Origin of the sequence: Pseudomonas sp. R4-34-07 (assembly GCF_003852375.1) — a bacterium.
GTDB lineage: Bacteria > Pseudomonadota > Gammaproteobacteria > Pseudomonadales > Pseudomonadaceae > Aquipseudomonas.
The window spans coordinates 3,885,724-3,901,692 of record NZ_CP027760.1 but is presented as its reverse complement, the minus strand read 5'-3'; the positions used below and the strand labels follow the sequence as shown (position 1 = coordinate 3,901,692).

The 15,969-nt window shown below is 60.9% G+C and carries 13 protein-coding genes and 4 tRNA genes; 15 read left to right on the top strand and 2 right to left on the bottom strand.

All coding sequences use genetic code 11. From position 1 onward, the window contains the following. The first annotated feature begins 110 nt into the window (after window positions 1–110). From C4J85_RS17950 to C4J85_RS27765, 10 genes are all read left to right on the top strand, one after another. Window positions 111–186 (top strand) — tRNA-Ala (locus tag C4J85_RS17950). A gap of 78 nt (window positions 187–264) precedes the next feature. After that, a tRNA-Glu gene (locus C4J85_RS17945) sits at window positions 265–340 on the top strand. Window positions 341–389: 49 nt separating this feature from the next. Next, window positions 390–465, top strand: a tRNA-Ala gene (locus C4J85_RS17940). 78 nt (window positions 466–543) lie between these two features. Next, window positions 544–619 (top strand) — tRNA-Glu (locus C4J85_RS17935). Between the two features lie 181 nt (window positions 620–800). Next, window positions 801–1,340 (top strand): TetR/AcrR family transcriptional regulator, encoded by a 540-nt coding sequence (locus C4J85_RS17930; protein ID WP_124367685.1) that lies wholly within the window; start codon window positions 801–803, stop codon window positions 1,338–1,340. A gap of 14 nt (window positions 1,341–1,354) precedes the next feature. Next, window positions 1,355–2,188 carry an alpha/beta hydrolase gene (locus tag C4J85_RS17925; RefSeq protein WP_124367684.1) on the top strand — a complete coding sequence of 278 codons (834 nt, stop codon included), beginning with the start codon at window positions 1,355–1,357 and terminating at the stop codon, window positions 2,186–2,188. A gap of 39 nt (window positions 2,189–2,227) precedes the next feature. Then, entirely contained in the window at window positions 2,228–2,662 is a 435-nt protein-coding gene (locus tag C4J85_RS17920; protein ID WP_124410377.1) for a thioesterase family protein, read from the top strand. A 55-nt stretch (window positions 2,663–2,717) separates the two neighbouring features. After that, window positions 2,718–3,677, top strand: coding sequence for a tRNA-dihydrouridine synthase (locus C4J85_RS17915; protein WP_124410376.1), 960 nt, complete (start codon window positions 2,718–2,720; stop codon window positions 3,675–3,677). A 384-nt stretch (window positions 3,678–4,061) separates the two neighbouring features. Then, complete coding sequence (locus C4J85_RS17910; protein ID WP_124410375.1) at window positions 4,062–5,174, top strand: hypothetical protein; 1,113 nt, start codon at window positions 4,062–4,064, stop codon at window positions 5,172–5,174. Window positions 5,175–5,259: 85 nt separating this feature from the next. Continuing rightward, on the top strand, window positions 5,260–6,216 hold the full coding sequence (locus C4J85_RS27765) for a hypothetical protein (protein WP_256657789.1): 957 nt from the start codon (window positions 5,260–5,262) through the stop codon (window positions 6,214–6,216). A 66-nt stretch (window positions 6,217–6,282) separates the two neighbouring features. Here the strand turns inward: C4J85_RS27765 and C4J85_RS17900 are convergent, their stop codons facing one another. Then, the gene (locus C4J85_RS17900) at window positions 6,283–9,561 is read right to left on the bottom strand and encodes a PAS domain S-box protein (RefSeq protein ID WP_124410374.1); all 3,279 of its coding nucleotides are present in this window, start codon (window positions 9,559–9,561) and stop codon (window positions 6,283–6,285) included. Between the two features lie 65 nt (window positions 9,562–9,626). Continuing rightward, window positions 9,627–10,517: a LysR family transcriptional regulator gene (locus C4J85_RS17895; RefSeq protein WP_124410373.1), complete on the bottom strand. Its 891-nt coding sequence runs from the start codon at window positions 10,515–10,517 to the stop codon at window positions 9,627–9,629. Window positions 10,518–10,657: 140 nt separating this feature from the next. Between C4J85_RS17895 and leuC the strand changes: the two genes are divergently transcribed. The 5 genes from leuC to asd all read left to right on the top strand — a co-directional run bounded on the left by leuC (window position 10,658) and on the right by asd (window position 15,938). Continuing rightward, window positions 10,658–12,076, top strand: a complete 1,419-nt coding sequence (leuC, locus tag C4J85_RS17890; RefSeq protein ID WP_124410372.1) for a 3-isopropylmalate dehydratase large subunit — start codon at window positions 10,658–10,660, stop codon at window positions 12,074–12,076. Window positions 12,077–12,087: 11 nt separating this feature from the next. Beyond that, complete coding sequence (gene leuD / locus C4J85_RS17885) at window positions 12,088–12,729, top strand: 3-isopropylmalate dehydratase small subunit (protein ID WP_124410371.1); 642 nt, start codon at window positions 12,088–12,090, stop codon at window positions 12,727–12,729. 131 nt (window positions 12,730–12,860) lie between these two features. Continuing rightward, window positions 12,861–13,625 (top strand): class I SAM-dependent methyltransferase, encoded by a 765-nt coding sequence (locus tag C4J85_RS17880; RefSeq protein WP_124407705.1) that lies wholly within the window; start codon window positions 12,861–12,863, stop codon window positions 13,623–13,625. 53 nt (window positions 13,626–13,678) lie between these two features. Then, window positions 13,679–14,761: a 3-isopropylmalate dehydrogenase gene (gene leuB / locus C4J85_RS17875; RefSeq protein ID WP_124410370.1), complete on the top strand. Its 1,083-nt coding sequence runs from the start codon at window positions 13,679–13,681 to the stop codon at window positions 14,759–14,761. 64 nt (window positions 14,762–14,825) lie between these two features. After that, the gene (gene asd / locus C4J85_RS17870; protein WP_124410369.1) at window positions 14,826–15,938 is read left to right on the top strand and encodes an aspartate-semialdehyde dehydrogenase; all 1,113 of its coding nucleotides are present in this window, start codon (window positions 14,826–14,828) and stop codon (window positions 15,936–15,938) included. Window positions 15,939–15,969 lie beyond the last annotated feature (31 nt).

Sequence of the window (15,969 nt, the reverse complement as noted above, 5' to 3'; positions counted from 1 at the left end):
GTTTCGTCGGTAAGTGATTGTTATCCCGGCAAAAAATTTTGAAAATTGTTGAAAATAAATTTGACACGTTTCGAAACCGCCATTAAGATTCGCCCCGTCCTCACCGATGAGGGGCTATAGCTCAGCTGGGAGAGCGCTTGCATGGCATGCAAGAGGTCAACGGTTCGATCCCGTTTAGCTCCACCAATTTACAGGTTCAAGGTCTGGCCACACCGTCCTTGAATCGATCGGCACTCAGCGCCGATCAGTTGTACAGAAGGTTTTGTCCCCTTCGTCTAGTGGCCTAGGACACCGCCCTTTCACGGCGGTAACAGGGGTTCGAGTCCCCTAGGGGACGCCAGTTTCAACAAGCAGTTCGAAAGGTCTGCTGCGCCGCCAGGCGAAAAATCGGGGCTATAGCTCAGCTGGGAGAGCGCTTGCATGGCATGCAAGAGGTCAACGGTTCGATCCCGTTTAGCTCCACCAATTTACAGGTTCAAGGTTGCGGCCACACCGTCCTTGAATCGATCGGTCCAAGCACCGATCACTGTACAGAAGGTTTGTGTCCCCTTCGTCTAGTGGCCTAGGACACCGCCCTTTCACGGCGGTAACAGGGGTTCGAGTCCCCTAGGGGACGCCACGATTACCCGCTTTGCGGGATTTTTAAGGGTCATTCAATTATTGAATGGCCCTTTTGTTTGTCTGGCGTTTGGCCAACTCTCTCCTTACTTCCTTTTTGCGTTCTGACCAGTGGTCACGCTTCTCGCTTGCGCAATATTATTATGGTAATAATATTCAACCCATGACAGACGGAGGCTTTGATGAGCGACAAGAAAGCGCAAACTCGCGAACGCATATTGCAGGCTGCCAGCGCGGCATTGGTCCAGCGTGGCCCGGCTGAGCCGAGCGTCGGCGAAGTCATGGGGGCGGCGGGGCTGACGGTCGGTGGTTTTTATGCGCACTTTGAAAGCAAGGACGCGCTGATGCTGGAGGCGTTCACTCAGCTATTGGCCAAGCGTCGCGCGGCGATCGAAGACATCGACTCAACACTCACCGGCGAAGAGCGCCGAAGCCTGGTGGCGGCGTTTTACTTGTCGCGCAAACACCGCGACTCCACCGCCCAGGCGTGCCCGCTGCCGGCGACAGTCGGCGAGATGGGCCGTTTGCCGGACGAATTCCGCCAGGCCTTGAGCGAACACTGCGAGCTGATGGCAGCTCAACTGGCGGCCAGCCCGGAAGACACCGACAAGGCGCTGGCCGACATGGCGTTGATGATCGGCGGCCTGACACTGGCGCGGGCCCTCGGCCCCGGCGAGCTGTCCGATCGTGTGTTGCGCGCCGCCAAGTCGGCGGTACGCTGAAGAGGGTTCACCGCATGGGCGACTTGACCTGGGTTCGTGGCTTCAACGGCACTGTCGGCCGACTTGCTCCGCAAATGGCGGCCAACAGGATGCGTCGCACCTTCATGACGCCCCGTGAGCTGCCGCCGCGCGCGTGGGAGCTGCCGCTGCTGGCGCAATCTGAGCGCATCACCTTGCGTTTCGGCCTGTCGGCGCTACGTTGGGGGCAGGGGCCGGCGGTGTTGCTGATGCACGGTTGGGAAGGGCGGCCTACCCAGTTCGCCAGCCTGATTACGGCATTGGTAGAGAACGGCTATTCGGTGATTGCGCTGGACGGCCCGGCCCATGGACATTCGCCGGGGCGCGAAGCAAACGTGCTGTTGTTCGCCCGGGCCATGCTCGAGGCGGCGGCTGAGCTGCCTGCGCTGCATGCGGTGGTCGGCCACTCGATGGGCGGCGCCAGCGCGATGCTGGCGGTGCAACTGGGGCTGCGCACGCAGGCGTTGGTGAGTATCGCTGCACCATCGCGGTTCCTCGATGCGCTGCGCGGTTTCACGCGAATGGTGGGTTTGCCGCCGCGCGCGCGTTCGGCGTTTATCCACGCGGTGGAGCTGTCTTTCGGTATGCCGCTCAAGCACCTGGATGTCGCCCATTACCACATGAACCTTCCTGGCCTGATCGTGCATGCCGAAGACGATACGTTCGTCCCGGTCAAAGCCTCTCAAGCCATTCACGAGGCCTGGTTCGACAGCCGCCTGCTGCGCCTGGAGCAGGGCGGGCATCAGAAGGTCCTGGCCGACCCGCGCGTGATCGAAGGCGTACTTGCCCTATTGGCAAGCTGCCATTTACAGGCGCGCCAAACCGCCTGATACACTGCGCCCGCCGACATCAATCGACTGGAGCAAGGCATGGGCTGGGATTTGGCAACGCCGTTTATCATCGATCTGCAGGTCGCCCCTGAGGACATCGACGGCCTGGGGCACGCCAATAACGCGGTGTACGTGTCCTGGCTGGAGCGTTGCGCCTGGCGCCATTCCCAGCGCCTGGGGCTGGACCTTACCGAGTATCGGCGCCTTGACCGTGCCATGGCCGTGGTGCGTCATGAGATCGACTACCTGGCGGCCGGCTACGAAGGCGATGAACTGCAACTGGCCACGTGGATCGTCGATTGGGACCAGCGTCTGAAGATGACGCGGCGTTTCCAGCTGATACGCCCGCGTGACGGCGCCACCTTGCTGCGCGCGCAAACCACCTTTGTGTGCATCGAGCTGTCCAGCGGCAGGCCCAAGCGCATGCCCGTCGAGTTTATCGAGGGCTATGGGTCTGCGCTGACAGGGGGTTAACGGTTGTTGCGGGAAACCCAGTAAACTGCGCCACGATTTTTGTTGAGTGTTTTCCATGCAAATTGCTTTGGCGCCCATGGAGGGGTTGGTCGACAACATCCTGCGGGACGTGCTGACCCGCGTGGGCGGTATAGACTGGTGCGTGACCGAATTCATCCGCGTCAACGACCGCTTGCTCACCTCTGCCTATTTCCACAAGCTCGCCCCGGAACTGCTGCACGGCGCCCAGACTGCGGCGGGCGTGCCGCTGCGCGTGCAGTTGCTGGGGTCTGACCCGGTATGCCTGGCGGAAAACGCCGCACTGGCCTGCGAGTTGGGGTCGCAGGTGATCGACCTCAATTTCGGCTGCCCGGCCAAGACCGTCAACAAGTCCCGAGGCGGTGCAGTGCTGCTCAAGGAGCCGGAGCTGCTCAACCGGATCGTCGAGCATGTGCGCCGTGCGGTGCCGGCCCATATCCCAGTCACTGCTAAAATGCGCCTGGGCTTCGACAGCCCGGATGGCGCGCTGGTCTGCGCCACGGCGCTGGCCGAAGGCGGCGCCGCGCATATCGTGGTGCATGCACGTACCAAGACCGATGGCTACAAGCCGCCGGCCCATTGGGAGTGGATCCCGCGGGTGCAGGAAGTGGTCAAGGTGCCGGTGTTTGCCAATGGTGACATCTGGAGCGTCGAAGATTGGCAGCGTTGCCGCGAAGTCAGCGGCGCCGAAGACATCATGTTGGGCCGTGGCCTGGTGGCGCGCCCTGACCTGGCGCGGCAGATCGCGGCGGCGCGCACAGGGCAGGAGGTGGTGGAAATGACCTGGGCCGAAATGCAGCCCATGCTCCAGGAGTTCTGGACCCAATCGGTGGCGCAATTGACTGAGCGCCAGGCGCCCGGCCGCTTGAAGCAATGGCTGGCGATGCTGACGCGCAATTACCCCGAGGCGGTGCAGCTGTTTACGGCGATGCGCCGCGAGACCGACCTGGAGCAGGTCAGTCGCCTGTTGGGGATGCCTCATCCACTGGCTGCCTGACGCCAGTCAACGACCACTGCTTATATCCATCTAAAGAAGGCGCCACTGCAGGCGCCTTTTTTTGTCGGCGAATTAACACAAACCACCGACGGGTAGATGCGCGAAATGTTATCGATGAGTGACTTGCCTACCGAGTATTAGCGCGTGTGACCACACTTGAACCTCAAATAAGCCATGAATCAAGGCTTGGCTGAAATTGTCCATGAGGCAAAGTCTGATAATGCGCTTTGGTTTCCTTATATGAACTGCGAATTTCGGAACTCGATAGCCTAACTCCCCACGAATGGGGGGACTGCGAAACAGCGCTGTGGTTATTCAGTCTTAAAACTATCACTCCCTCTGGCCATTAACCGGTCAGGTTGTATGGAATAAAGGAACTCGCGAATGTCTATGTCGATTCACACTCCGCCTTTGGTAAGGGGCGATACATCTGGCCTTGATCAGCCAGCAGTTTCGAACAATAAGCTTATTGTAAAGCCGAGCGCTCAGACCCCTGGGGCAACGGTGCTTCAGACGTCATTGCGTCTTGACGATACTCAAGGTTTGCGCAATACGGCGCTGACCCCCGAGACTGCTTTGCGGCAACTGTTCGATATGCTGGAAGGCATCTTCAGGACCATGCGCGACATATTTTCAGGCAAGACCACGATTAAGCCCGATCCGGACAAACAACCGGTTGCGCCGGACACCCGCAAGGAACTCGTCAAGCCAGACGCAGGCAAGTTGCCGGTGCTGCCGGATGCCTCCAAGGAGTTGGTCAAGCCGGACGCAGGCAAGTTGCCGGTGCTGCCGGATGCCTCCAAGGAGTTGGTCAAGCCGGACGCAGGCAAGTTGCCGGTGCTGCCGGATGCCCCCAAGGAGTTGATCAAGCCGGACGCAGGCAAGTTGCCGGTGCTGCCGGATGCCAGCAAGGAGTTGATCAAGCCGGACGCAGGCAAGTTGCCGGTGTTGCCGGATGCCCGCAAGGAGCTGGTCAAGCCGGACGCAGGCACGCTGCCGGTGGTGCCGGATGGCCGCAAGGAGCTGGTAAAACCGGACGCCGCCACGGTGCGAGTGCTGCCGCAACCTGCTGATGTTTCGGTCATCGTGCCCGACGGAAATAAGCCGCGCCCCTCGCCATTTCCGCCAACGGTGCCCAAGCCCGAGATAAGCGTGAACAATGACCCCAAGACAAACGTTCAGGTGAATGTGGTCCTTAATCATTGCCACTGCCCGGATGGAAAGGTGTCGCCGGACCGACTGCCGACACCGAGGGTTTCCACGGATACGCGGCCTCAGCCACCCATACTGCCAGACGCCCAGCCCCAGCCAGCGGTGCTTCCGGGCAATATCCCGAGGCCGAACGTGCCGATGGATATCAGGCCTCAACCCCAGGTGTTGCCGGATACAAAACCGACGCCTTTGCCCGACACTCCCGCCCCGGATCTGACCAGTCCAGGTCCTGTCGACGCTGGCAGGCATGGACGCTTTAATCATCGGCTAAGTTCCAGGTTCTAACGATAGCTGTCGCGTTTCAATCTTTTATAAGTGCAGGCATCTTTTCGAAAGTTCGTTTCGAGGAGATGCCTGTGTGGAGAACTCTATGTCAATTTTTCCAATTAATAATATTGCGCGGGTCATTGATGTAAGGCCGTCCCTGTCAATCGATGCACTCACTGCAAGTAATGAAACTGCGATCAGGCCCAATGTCGGTCGCGAGTCGGTCGGGACAATGCCTGTCATGGCCTATGTTGATAAATCGCAAAGTTTGCCAGGTGCCGGGAACGACTCGCCATCGATCAGTGCAATCGTGGCTATATTTGCTTCACTCTTTTCTCAGCTGCTCGCTCTCGTAGTTGATAAAAAAGACAAGCATGTTCCTGACACTAATCCTTTACCCCCGCCTATTGTTCCGCAAGTAACGCCCCAACCGGTATTACCCAGGCCTGATGCCGCAGTGAACATTCCGGGTTTGTCGACCAAGCGCGGCGGTGCGAAGCCGGACAATATCTGGAGTGGCTTTCGCCAGGGCCCGGATGGCAATTGCGTGACGGTGTCGGCGATCAAGGCTGCAATGTATCGATTCGGTCAAAGCCCCACGGATATTTTCAAGGAGGTGGCCAAGACGAGCGACGGTTATCAGGTGTTCATGCGTGATGGCTTTCGGCTCACGTTGACCGACGGCGAGCTGGCGGAGGGCGCCCGGGGCGCCAAGTTCAGCGGGCCCGACACCGGCATGCTGAAGGATGCGCAGTTCCTGTTCGCCGTCAGCGCCAAGCGTGCGCAGATGGAAAACAACGACCGTACGGCCGGTCGCAGTTTTCAGGCCGCGATCCGCAGTCTGAACGATGGAGAGGATGAGAGCGGTCCGGGAGAAGGCTTTCTACGCCTTGGGTTGAAAGGCCACATGAAAAGAGTGTCGGTACGTGAGCTCGCCCAAGGGCAGATAGGCATGTGCAACCGGACCGGGCATTCGGTGGCCGTCATCAATGGCCGCGAGGAGTTATGGGGGAAACAGGGACGAGTCCCGACGCATGGTCATGCCGTCGCACTGATGTGACCGTGATGCACCTGGGCAGGGATAACCCAGGCTGCATTTGTTTCAATGCTGCGTTTCAAACAACATCTATTTCAGCAACTGCCTGAACCCCTCTATTGGCAATGGCCGACTATGCAAATACCCCTGGTACAAATGGCAGCCGAGCTTTTGCAGGAACGCCAGTTGCTCCGTAGTTTCCACGCCTTCGGCAATCACCTCCAGATTCAAGCTGCGGGCCATGGCGACAATGGCGCGGATGATTTCAGCGTCATTGGGATCGTGCGTTGCGTCGCGCACGAACGACTGGTCGATTTTCAACGCATCCACCGGCAGGCGCTTGAGGTAGGTCAGGGATGAGTAGCCCGTACCAAAGTCATCCATCGCAAAGCTTACGCCGAGTTTTTTCAGGCGGCGCATTTTCAACACCGTATCGTCCAGGTTCTGGATCACGATGCCTTCAGTGATTTCAAGCTTCAGCAAGCTGTAGGGCAGGTGGTGCTGCGTGAGGCTGCGTTCGACCCGTTCCACAAAGTCGTTCTGGCGAAACTGCCGGGGGCTGATATTCACGCACAGGCTGAAATTCAGCGGGTCCACCAGGCCGTCGGCAATCAACTGCGCAAATGCGCTGCACGCTTCGTCGAGGATCCAGGTGCCCACTTCCAGGATCAAGCCGCTGTCCTCCAGCACCTTGATAAATTCGGCCGGCGACTGCGCACCCAGTTGGGGATGCTGCCAGCGCACCAGGGCCTCGGCGCCGACAATCTTGTTGCCACGCGCATCCACCTGGGGCTGGTAATGCACACTGAACTCCCCGCGGGACAAGGCCAGGCGCAGGTCGGTTTCCATGCGCAGGCGCTCGCTGGCGGTTTTCTGCATGCTGTTGTGGAACATCTGAATGGTGTTGCGCCCGGAATCCTTGGCGCGGTAAAGGGCGATGTCGGCGCGCTTGAGCAAATCGGCGGGCGTGGTGCCATGGTCGGGGATCAACGCCACGCCGATGCTTGGCGTTACTTGCAGGCGGTGGCCGTCGAGGAACATCGGCTCGGAGAGCAATTCGCGCAGGGTATCGGCCAGTTCCTGCACCTGGCCGCTGACTTGCGTGCGTGAACCCTCCAAGCCGCTGAGCAGCACCACGAACTCATCACCGCCTAGGCGCGCCACGGTATCTTCCATGCGCACACTGGCTTCCAGGCGTGCGGTGACGATTTTCAGTACGGTGTCGCCCACCGGGTGACCGAGGGAGTCATTGATATGCTTGAAGTGGTCGAGGTCGAGAAACAGCAAGGCGCCACGCAGGTTGTGGCGCTTGAGCAGGGCGATCTGCTGGCTCAGGCGGTCCATCAGCAGCGCGCGGTTGGGCAGGTTGGTCAGTGGGTCGTGATAGGCCAGGTGGCGGATCTGGGCCTGGGCGTTTTTCAGCAGGCTCACGTCACGCGCGGTCAGTAGCAGGCACGGCGTTTCATTCAAGGTAATCGGTTCGACCGACACCTCCACCGCCAGCACGTCGCCCAGTTTGTTGTGCCATAGCATTTCCAGATGATGGATGCGTCCCTTGATCTGCAGCTCGGCCAACAGCGCGGTACGCTGGTTTTCATCGGCCCAGATGCCAATCTGGTACAGGGTGAGGCCGATGGCTTCTTCGGCGCGATAGCCGGTCAGGCGGCAAAACCCGTCATTGACCTCCACATATCGACCGGTGTCGCGCTCGGTGATCGATATGGCGTCGGGGCTGGAATGGAAGGCCTTGGCGAACTTCTCCTCACTGGCCTTGAGCGCCGCCTCCGAGCGTTGCTGCTGGGTGATGTCGCGCAGGGTGGTGACGATACACGGCTGCTCATTGACCTTGACCAGGCGGCTGGAAATCACACAGGTCAGGCTCTGGCCGTTCTTGGCATGCACCACGATGGCCACATTGCTCAATGACTGTTCGCGAATCACCCGCTCGATGCGTTGCAGGCGCTTGCTCGACTCATCCCACAAGCCGATCTGCTCGGCGCTTTTGTCGAACACTTCGGCGGCGGTCCAGCCAAAGGTCTGGGTGAACGCCGGGTTGATCTCGATAAACGCGCCGCTATCCAGGCAGGTTACGCAGATTGGATCGGGGCTGGCCTGGAACAGGCTGGCGAATTTCTCCTCGGAAGCGCTCAGGCGTTGTTCGCGCTCCACCTGATCGGTGATATCGAGCAAGGTCCCGGCCATGCGCAGGGGCTTGCCGGATTCATCGCGATACAGGCGTGCGCGGCTTTCCAGATAGCGCGAGCTGCCGTCCTCGACCGGCACGCGATAGGTCAGCTGGTAATTGTCGCCCGGACCTTCACGCAGGTTGCGGTAGGCATGGCGCATGCCCTCGCGGTCCTCATCGGACATGCCTTCAAAAAATGCATCGAAGGATTCGTGGAAGGGTTCGCACGGCAGGCCGTGGAGTTGGGCGGCGCGGGCCGAGCCGTAGAGCATACCGGTGGGAATGTGCCAGTCCCAGGTGCCCAGCTGTGCCGAGTCCAGCGCCAGATCCAGGCGTTCCTGGCTGTCTTTCAGCGCTTGCTCGGCGTTTTTGCGCTCGGTGGTGTCGAGGAAGGTGCTGATCAGATAGGCCTCGCCCTCCAGTTCGACCTTTTGCGCGCTGAGCGTGCCATCGTGGATCTGCCCGTTGCTGGCGCAGAACTGCACTTCCATGGTGATGGATTCACCTTTGCGCTGGGTGGCCTTGACCAGGTGCGCGCGCTGCTCCGGATGACGCCACAGGCCCAACTCCAGGGTGGTGCGGCCGATGGCGTGAGCCACCGGCCAGCCGAACAGCATTTCGAAATGCTGGTTGGCTTCGCTGATCAGGCCGTCGGCCTGACGCGTCAGCAGCACCATGTTCGGGCACAGGTGGAAGAGCGTGGCGAAGCGCTTTTCAGAGTGGCTGAGCGCCTGTTCCCGCTCGCGCTGGTGAGTGATCTCGCGGATCACCCCGATCATCCGGCGCCTGCCGTTTTTGTCCGGCACCAGGCTGCCATTGATTTCCAGCCAGTGCAGGCTGCCATCGGGCCACTGGATGCGGTGATGCATGGCCTGTTCGACCGGTTCGCCGGCCAGCACCGCGTGAAACGCCCGTACCACGCGGGCACGGTCTTCCGGTGCCAGCAGGTCGAGGTAATTGAGGTCGTTGGGCAGCGGCTGGCGCGGATCGTAGCCAAACAATGCCTGAGTGCCTCGAGACCAGCTGATGTTCCCCGTTTCGATTTCCCAGCACCATGCGCCCAGCCGCGCGGCATTGAGCGCCGACAGCAGTTGCGGGGCGCTGTCCCAGCGTTGTTCCGCCTCTTGAGGGTCCAGGGCGTAGATGCGGGGCAGCGGTGGCACGGAATCAACGGGGTTAGGCATTATTCAAAGGGCCTTGGCTCGATGGAAGACAGCGCGGTTTACCTGAAACCCGAGGCTGCACAATGTCATGCCGGTATCCCTGGCAGATCGACCTGTGCATCCAATAGGCTCATGAAAGCCCGCGCAGCGTTCGACAGCGTCCTTTCGGTGTGCACGATATAGCCTAGCTGGCGACTGAGCTGTATGCCCGGCAAAGCGATACTTGCCACCTGGGCGTCGAGCATGGTGCGTGGCAACACGCTCCAGGCCAGGCCGATGGACACCATCATTTTGATCGTCTCCAGGTAGTTGGTGCTCATGGCGATGTTCGGCGTCAGCCCCTGGGCCTCGAATAGACGGCTGACAATATGGTGGGTAAAGGTGTTCCCTCCGGGAAACACCGCAGGGTGCCCGGCGATATCGGCCAGGCTGACGGAGCCGTTGCTGATCAGGCTGTGTTCGGGGGCCACTACGAAATCCAGCGGGTCGTCCCACACCGGCATTGCGCGTACCAGATTGTGCGGCTCGGGCGCCAGGGTGATCACCGCCACTTCGGCGCGACCGTGGAGGATTTCTTCGTAGGCCACTTCCGAATCGAGGAATTGAATATCCAGCGCCACGTTCGGGTACTGCCGAGTGAAGGTACGCAGGACCGGCGGCAGGCGATGCAGGCCGATATGGTGGCTGGTCGCCAGGGTGAGGCGCCCGCTGACTTCTCCGGTGAGGTTGGTCAGGGCGCGGCGGGTGTCATCCAGCACATTCAGGATTTGATAGGCACGCGGCAGCAAGGCCCGCCCGGCTTCGGTCAAGCCCACTTCGCGGCCCAGGCGATCGAACAGGCGCACCTTCAATTGTTGCTCCAGGCCGGCGATGCGTTTGCTGATGGCCGGTTGGGTCAGGTGCAGGCGCTCACCGGCGCCGGAGAAGCTGCCGGTCTCGGCAATAGCGATAAAGGCGTTGAGGTTGGCCAGGTCCATGGTGGTATTCCAGTTGGTAATCCAAAGCATGAAAAATATGAATTTGAGTTATTTAATGTAGCGCCCTACCATCAGCCTCACAAGCCAAAGGGTTATAGAAAAGCCCGGCGCAAAGAAACACCGCTGATGAGGACCGACTGATGGCCGGCAAAACGCTTTACGACAAGCTTTGGGATTCCCATGAAGTGAAACGGCGCGATGATGGGTCGTCGCTGATCTACATCGACCGTCACATCATCCATGAGGTGACCTCGCCCCAAGCGTTCGAAGGCCTGCGGCTGGCCGGGCGCAAGCCATGGCGCGTCGACTCCATCATCGCCACGCCGGACCACAACGTGCCGACCACCCCGGAGCGCAAGGGCGGGATCGACGCCATTGTCGATACTGTGTCGCGCTTGCAGGTGCAGACCCTCGACGACTATTGCGACGAATATGGCATCACCGAATTCAAGATGAATGACGTGCGTCAAGGTATCGTCCACGTGATCGGCCCGGAGCAGGGCGCGACCTTGCCGGGCATGACGGTGGTGTGTGGTGACTCGCACACGTCGACCCACGGTGCCTTTGGTGCCCTGGCCCACGGCATCGGCACCTCCGAGGTGGAGCATGTGTTCGCCACCCAGTGCCTGGTCGCCAAGAAAATGAAGAACATGCTGGTGCGCGTCGAAGGCCAGTTGCCATTCGGCGTGACCGCCAAGGACATCGTGCTGGCGGTGATCGGCAAGATCGGCACCGCCGGCGGTAACGGGCATGCCATCGAGTTCGCCGGCAGCGCCATTCGTGACCTGTCCATCGAAGGCCGCATGACCATTTGCAACATGTCCATCGAAGCCGGTGCCCGCGTGGGCATGGTAGCGGCGGACGAAAAGACCATTGAATACGTCAAGGGTCGCCCATTCGCACCGAAAGGCGCCGATTGGGACGCAGCGGTGCACGCCTGGAAAGACCTGATGTCCGACGCCGATGCGGTGTTCGACACCGTGGTCGAGCTCGACGCGACCCAGATCAAACCGCAAGTCAGCTGGGGCACATCGCCGGAAATGGTGCTGGCCGTCGACCAGAACGTGCCGGACCCGGCCCAGGAAACCGACCTGGTCAAGCGCGGCTCCATCGAGCGCGCCCTCAAGTACATGGGCCTGAAGGCCAACCAGGCGATTACCGATATCCAGCTGGATCGCGTGTTCATCGGCTCCTGCACCAACTCACGGATCGAAGACCTGCGCGCCGCCGCCGTGATCGCCAAGGGCCGCAAAGTGGCCTCGACCATCAAGCAAGCCATCGTGGTTCCCGGCTCGGGGCTGGTCAAAGCCCAGGCTGAAGCCGAGGGCCTGGACAAGATCTTCCTCGAAGCCGGCTTCGAATGGCGTGAGCCGGGCTGCTCCATGTGCCTGGCGATGAACCCGGACCGGTTGGAATCCGGCGAGCATTGCGCATCGACCTCCAACCGTAACTTCGAAGGGCGTCAGGGCGCCGGTGGCCGTACTCACCTGGTCAGCCCGGCCATGGCTGCCGCCGCTGCCGTCAACGGTCGTTTCATCGACGTTCGCGAATTGATCTAAAGGAAAACCCGATGAGAGCTTTTACCCAGCATACCGGTCTGGTAGCGCCGTTGGACCGTGCCAATGTGGACACCGACCAGATCATCCCCAAGCAGTTCTTGAAGTCGATCAAGCGCACCGGGTTTGGCCCCAACCTGTTCGACGAATGGCGCTACCTGGACGTGGGCTACGCGTACCAGGACAACTCCAAGCGCCCGCTGAACAAGGATTTCGTGCTCAACGCCGAGCGTTACCAGGGCGCCAGCGTGTTGCTGGCCCGGGAAAACTTCGGTTGCGGCTCCAGCCGTGAACACGCGCCGTGGGCCCTGGAAGAATATGGTTTTCGCAGCATCATCGCGCCGAGCTACGCCGACATCTTCTTCAACAACAGCTTCAAGAACGGCTTGCTGCCGATCATCTTGAGCGACGCCGAAGTGGATGAGTTGTTCCAGCAAGTGGAAGCCAATGTGGGCTACCAGTTGACCGTGGACCTGGCCGCGCAGACCGTGAGCCGTCCGGACGGCAAGGTGTACCACTTCGAGGTGGATGCCTTTCGCAAGCACTGCCTGATCAATGGCCTGGACGATATCGGCCTGACTTTGCAGGACGGCGACGCGATTGCAGCGTTTGAGACCAGGCACCGGGCGAGCCAGCCCTGGTTGTTTCGCGATTGATGCAGGCAGGACCGCCGCCATCGGGAGCAAGCCCCCTCCCACACTTTGAATTGTGAATACCTTCAAATGTGGGAGGGGGCTTGCCCCCGATGAGGCCAGTGTCAACACCACAAAACCCAAGGAAAGCCCCCATGACCAGCACCGCCCACACCCAAGTTGTGCAAAAACAATTCGGCGAGCAAGCCTCGGCCTACCTGAGCAGTGCCGTGCACGCCCAAGGCACCGAATTCGCGCTGCTCCAGGCCGAACTGGCCGGGCAGGGCGCGGCGCGACTGCTGGACTTGGGCTGCGGTGCCGGGCATGTGAGTTTCCAGGTTGCCCCGCTGGTCAAGGAAGTGGTGGCCTACGACCTGTCCCAGCAGATGCTTGATGTGGTCGCCGCCGCTGCGCAAGATCGCGGTTTGACCAATATCAGCACGGTTAACGGCGCGGCTGAATGCCTGCCGTTTGCCGATGGCGAATTCGACTTCGTGTTCAGCCGCTACTCCGCCCACCATTGGAGCGACCTCGGCCTGGCCCTGCGCGAAGTGCGTCGGGTGCTCAAACCCGGTGGCGTGGCGGCGTTCGTGGATGTGTTGTCACCGGGTAGCCCGTTGCTGGACACTTACCTGCAAACCGTCGAAGTGCTGCGCGACACCAGCCATGTGCGCGATTATTCTGCCGCCGAGTGGATGCGCCAGCTCAGCGAAGCCGGTTTGCATGTACGCAACAGCAGCCGCCAACGCCTGCGCCTGGAATACACCTCGTGGGTCGAGCGCATGCGCACCCCGCCGGCCTTGCGCGCGGCGATCCTGGAGTTGCAACAGGCGATGGGCCAGGAAGTGCGCGATTATTACGAAATTCAAGCCGACGGCACCTTCAGCACCGACGTGCTGGTGGTGTGGGCCGAACGCTGATTGATTTTTCCCGACCTGCCCATGGGCAGGTCGCTCGATGAAATGAGGAACCCATGAGCAAGCAGATTCTGATTCTCCCTGGCGACGGTATCGGTCCGGAAATCATGGCCGAAGCGGTCAAGGTCCTGGAACTCGCCAACAGCAAGTACAGCCTGGGCTTCGAGCTGAGCCACGACGTGATCGGCGGCGCGGCCATCGATAAGCACGGCGTGCCCCTGGCCGACGAGACCCTGGAGCGCGCCCGCGCCGCCGACGCCGTGCTGCTGGGCGCCGTGGGTGGGCCGAAGTGGGACAAGATCGAGCGTGATATCCGCCCTGAGCGCGGCCTGTTGAAAATCCGCGCGCAACTGGGCCTGTTCGGCAACCTGCGTCCGGCGATTCTTTACCCGCAGTTGGCCGAGGCGTCGAGCCTCAAGCCGGAAGTGGTTGCCGGCCTGGACATCCTGATCGTGCGTGAGCTGACCGGTGGTATCTATTTCGGCTCGCCACGGGGGGTGCGCGAGCTTGCGAACGGCGAGCGCCAGGCCTACGACACCCTGCCGTACAGCGAGAGCGAAATTCGCCGTATCGCCCGCGTCGGTTTCGACATGGCCCGCGTGCGCGGCAAGAAGGTCTGCTCGGTGGACAAGGCCAACGTATTGGCCTCCAGCCAACTGTGGCGCGAAATCGTCGAAGAAGTCGCCATGGACTACCCGGACGTCGAACTGAGCCACATGTACGTCGACAACGCCGCCATGCAACTGGTGCGTGCGCCGAAGCAGTTCGACGTGATCGTCACCGACAACCTGTTCGGCGACATCCTCTCCGACCAGGCCTCGATGCTCACCGGTTCCATCGGCATGCTGCCGTCGGCGTCCCTGGATACCAACAACAAGGGCATGTACGAGCCTTGCCACGGCTCGGCGCCGGACATTGCCGGCCAAGGTATCGCCAACCCGCTGGCGACCATTTTGTCGGTGTCGATGATGCTGCGTTACAGCTTCAACCTGGTTGACGCGGCCGACGCGATCGAGAAGGCCGTGAGCCTGGTGCTCGACCAGGGTTTGCGCACCGGCGACATCTGGTCGCAGGGTTGCACCAAGGTCGGCACGCAAGAAATGGGCGACGCTGTAGTCGCCGCGCTGCGGAATCTGTAATCTCTCGGGCCCGCTTGCAGTTATCGCTGCAAGGCGGCCCACTTTTTAACAAGGTGTAGTTGCGATGAAACGTGTAGGTCTGATCGGTTGGCGCGGTATGGTCGGTTCCGTGCTCATGCAGCGGATGCTGGAAGAGCAGGATTTCGATCTTATCGAGCCGGTGTTTTTCACCACTTCGAACGTAGGTGGCCAAGGGCCGTCCGTGGGCAAGGACATTGCCCCGCTCAAAGACGCCTATAGCATTGAAGAGCTGAAGACCCTCGATGTGATCCTGACGTGCCAGGGCGGCGACTACACCAGCGAAGTCTTCCCCAAGCTGCGCGAAGCCGGCTGGCAGGGCTACTGGATCGACGCCGCGTCGAGCCTGCGCATGCAGGACGATGCAGTGATCATCCTCGACCCGGTCAACCGCAAGGTCATCGACCAGCAACTGGATGCCGGCACTCGGAACTACGTCGGCGGCAATTGCACCGTCAGCCTGATGCTGATGGGCCTGGGTGGCTTGTTCGAAGCCGGCCTGGTCGAGTGGATGAGCGCCATGACCTACCAGGCGGCCTCCGGCGCCGGTGCACAGAACATGCGTGAGCTGATCAAGCAGATGGGCGCAACCCACGCAGCGGTGGCTGATCAATTGGGCGACCCCGCCAGTGCGATCCTCGATATCGACCGCCGCGTGGCCGAAGCCATGCGCAGCGACGCCTATCCGACCGAAAACTTCGGCGTGCCGTTGGCCGGTAGCCTGATCCCGTGGATCGACAAGGAACTGCCAAACGGCCAGAGCCGCGAAGAGTGGAAGGCCCAGGCCGAGACCAACAAGATCCTCGGGCGCTTCAAGAACCCGATCCCGGTGGACGGCATCTGCGTACGCATTGGCGCCATGCGCTGCCATAGCCAGGCGTTGACCATCAAACTGAACAAAGACGTGCCGATTGCCGATATCGAAGGGCTGATCAGCCAGCACAACCCTTGGGTCAAGCTGGTGCCGAACAACCGTGAGATCAGCATGCAGGAGCTGAGCCCAACCAAGGTCACCGGCACCCTGAATGTGCCGGTAGGCCGCCTGCGCAAGCTGAACATGGGCAGCCAGTTCCTCGGCGCGTTCACCGTGGGCGACCAGCTGTTGTGGGGCGCGGCTGAGCCGCTGCGTCGCATGCTGCGGATTCTGCTGGAGCGTTGATCGCTTGATGCAATAAGAGAAACCCGCAGCC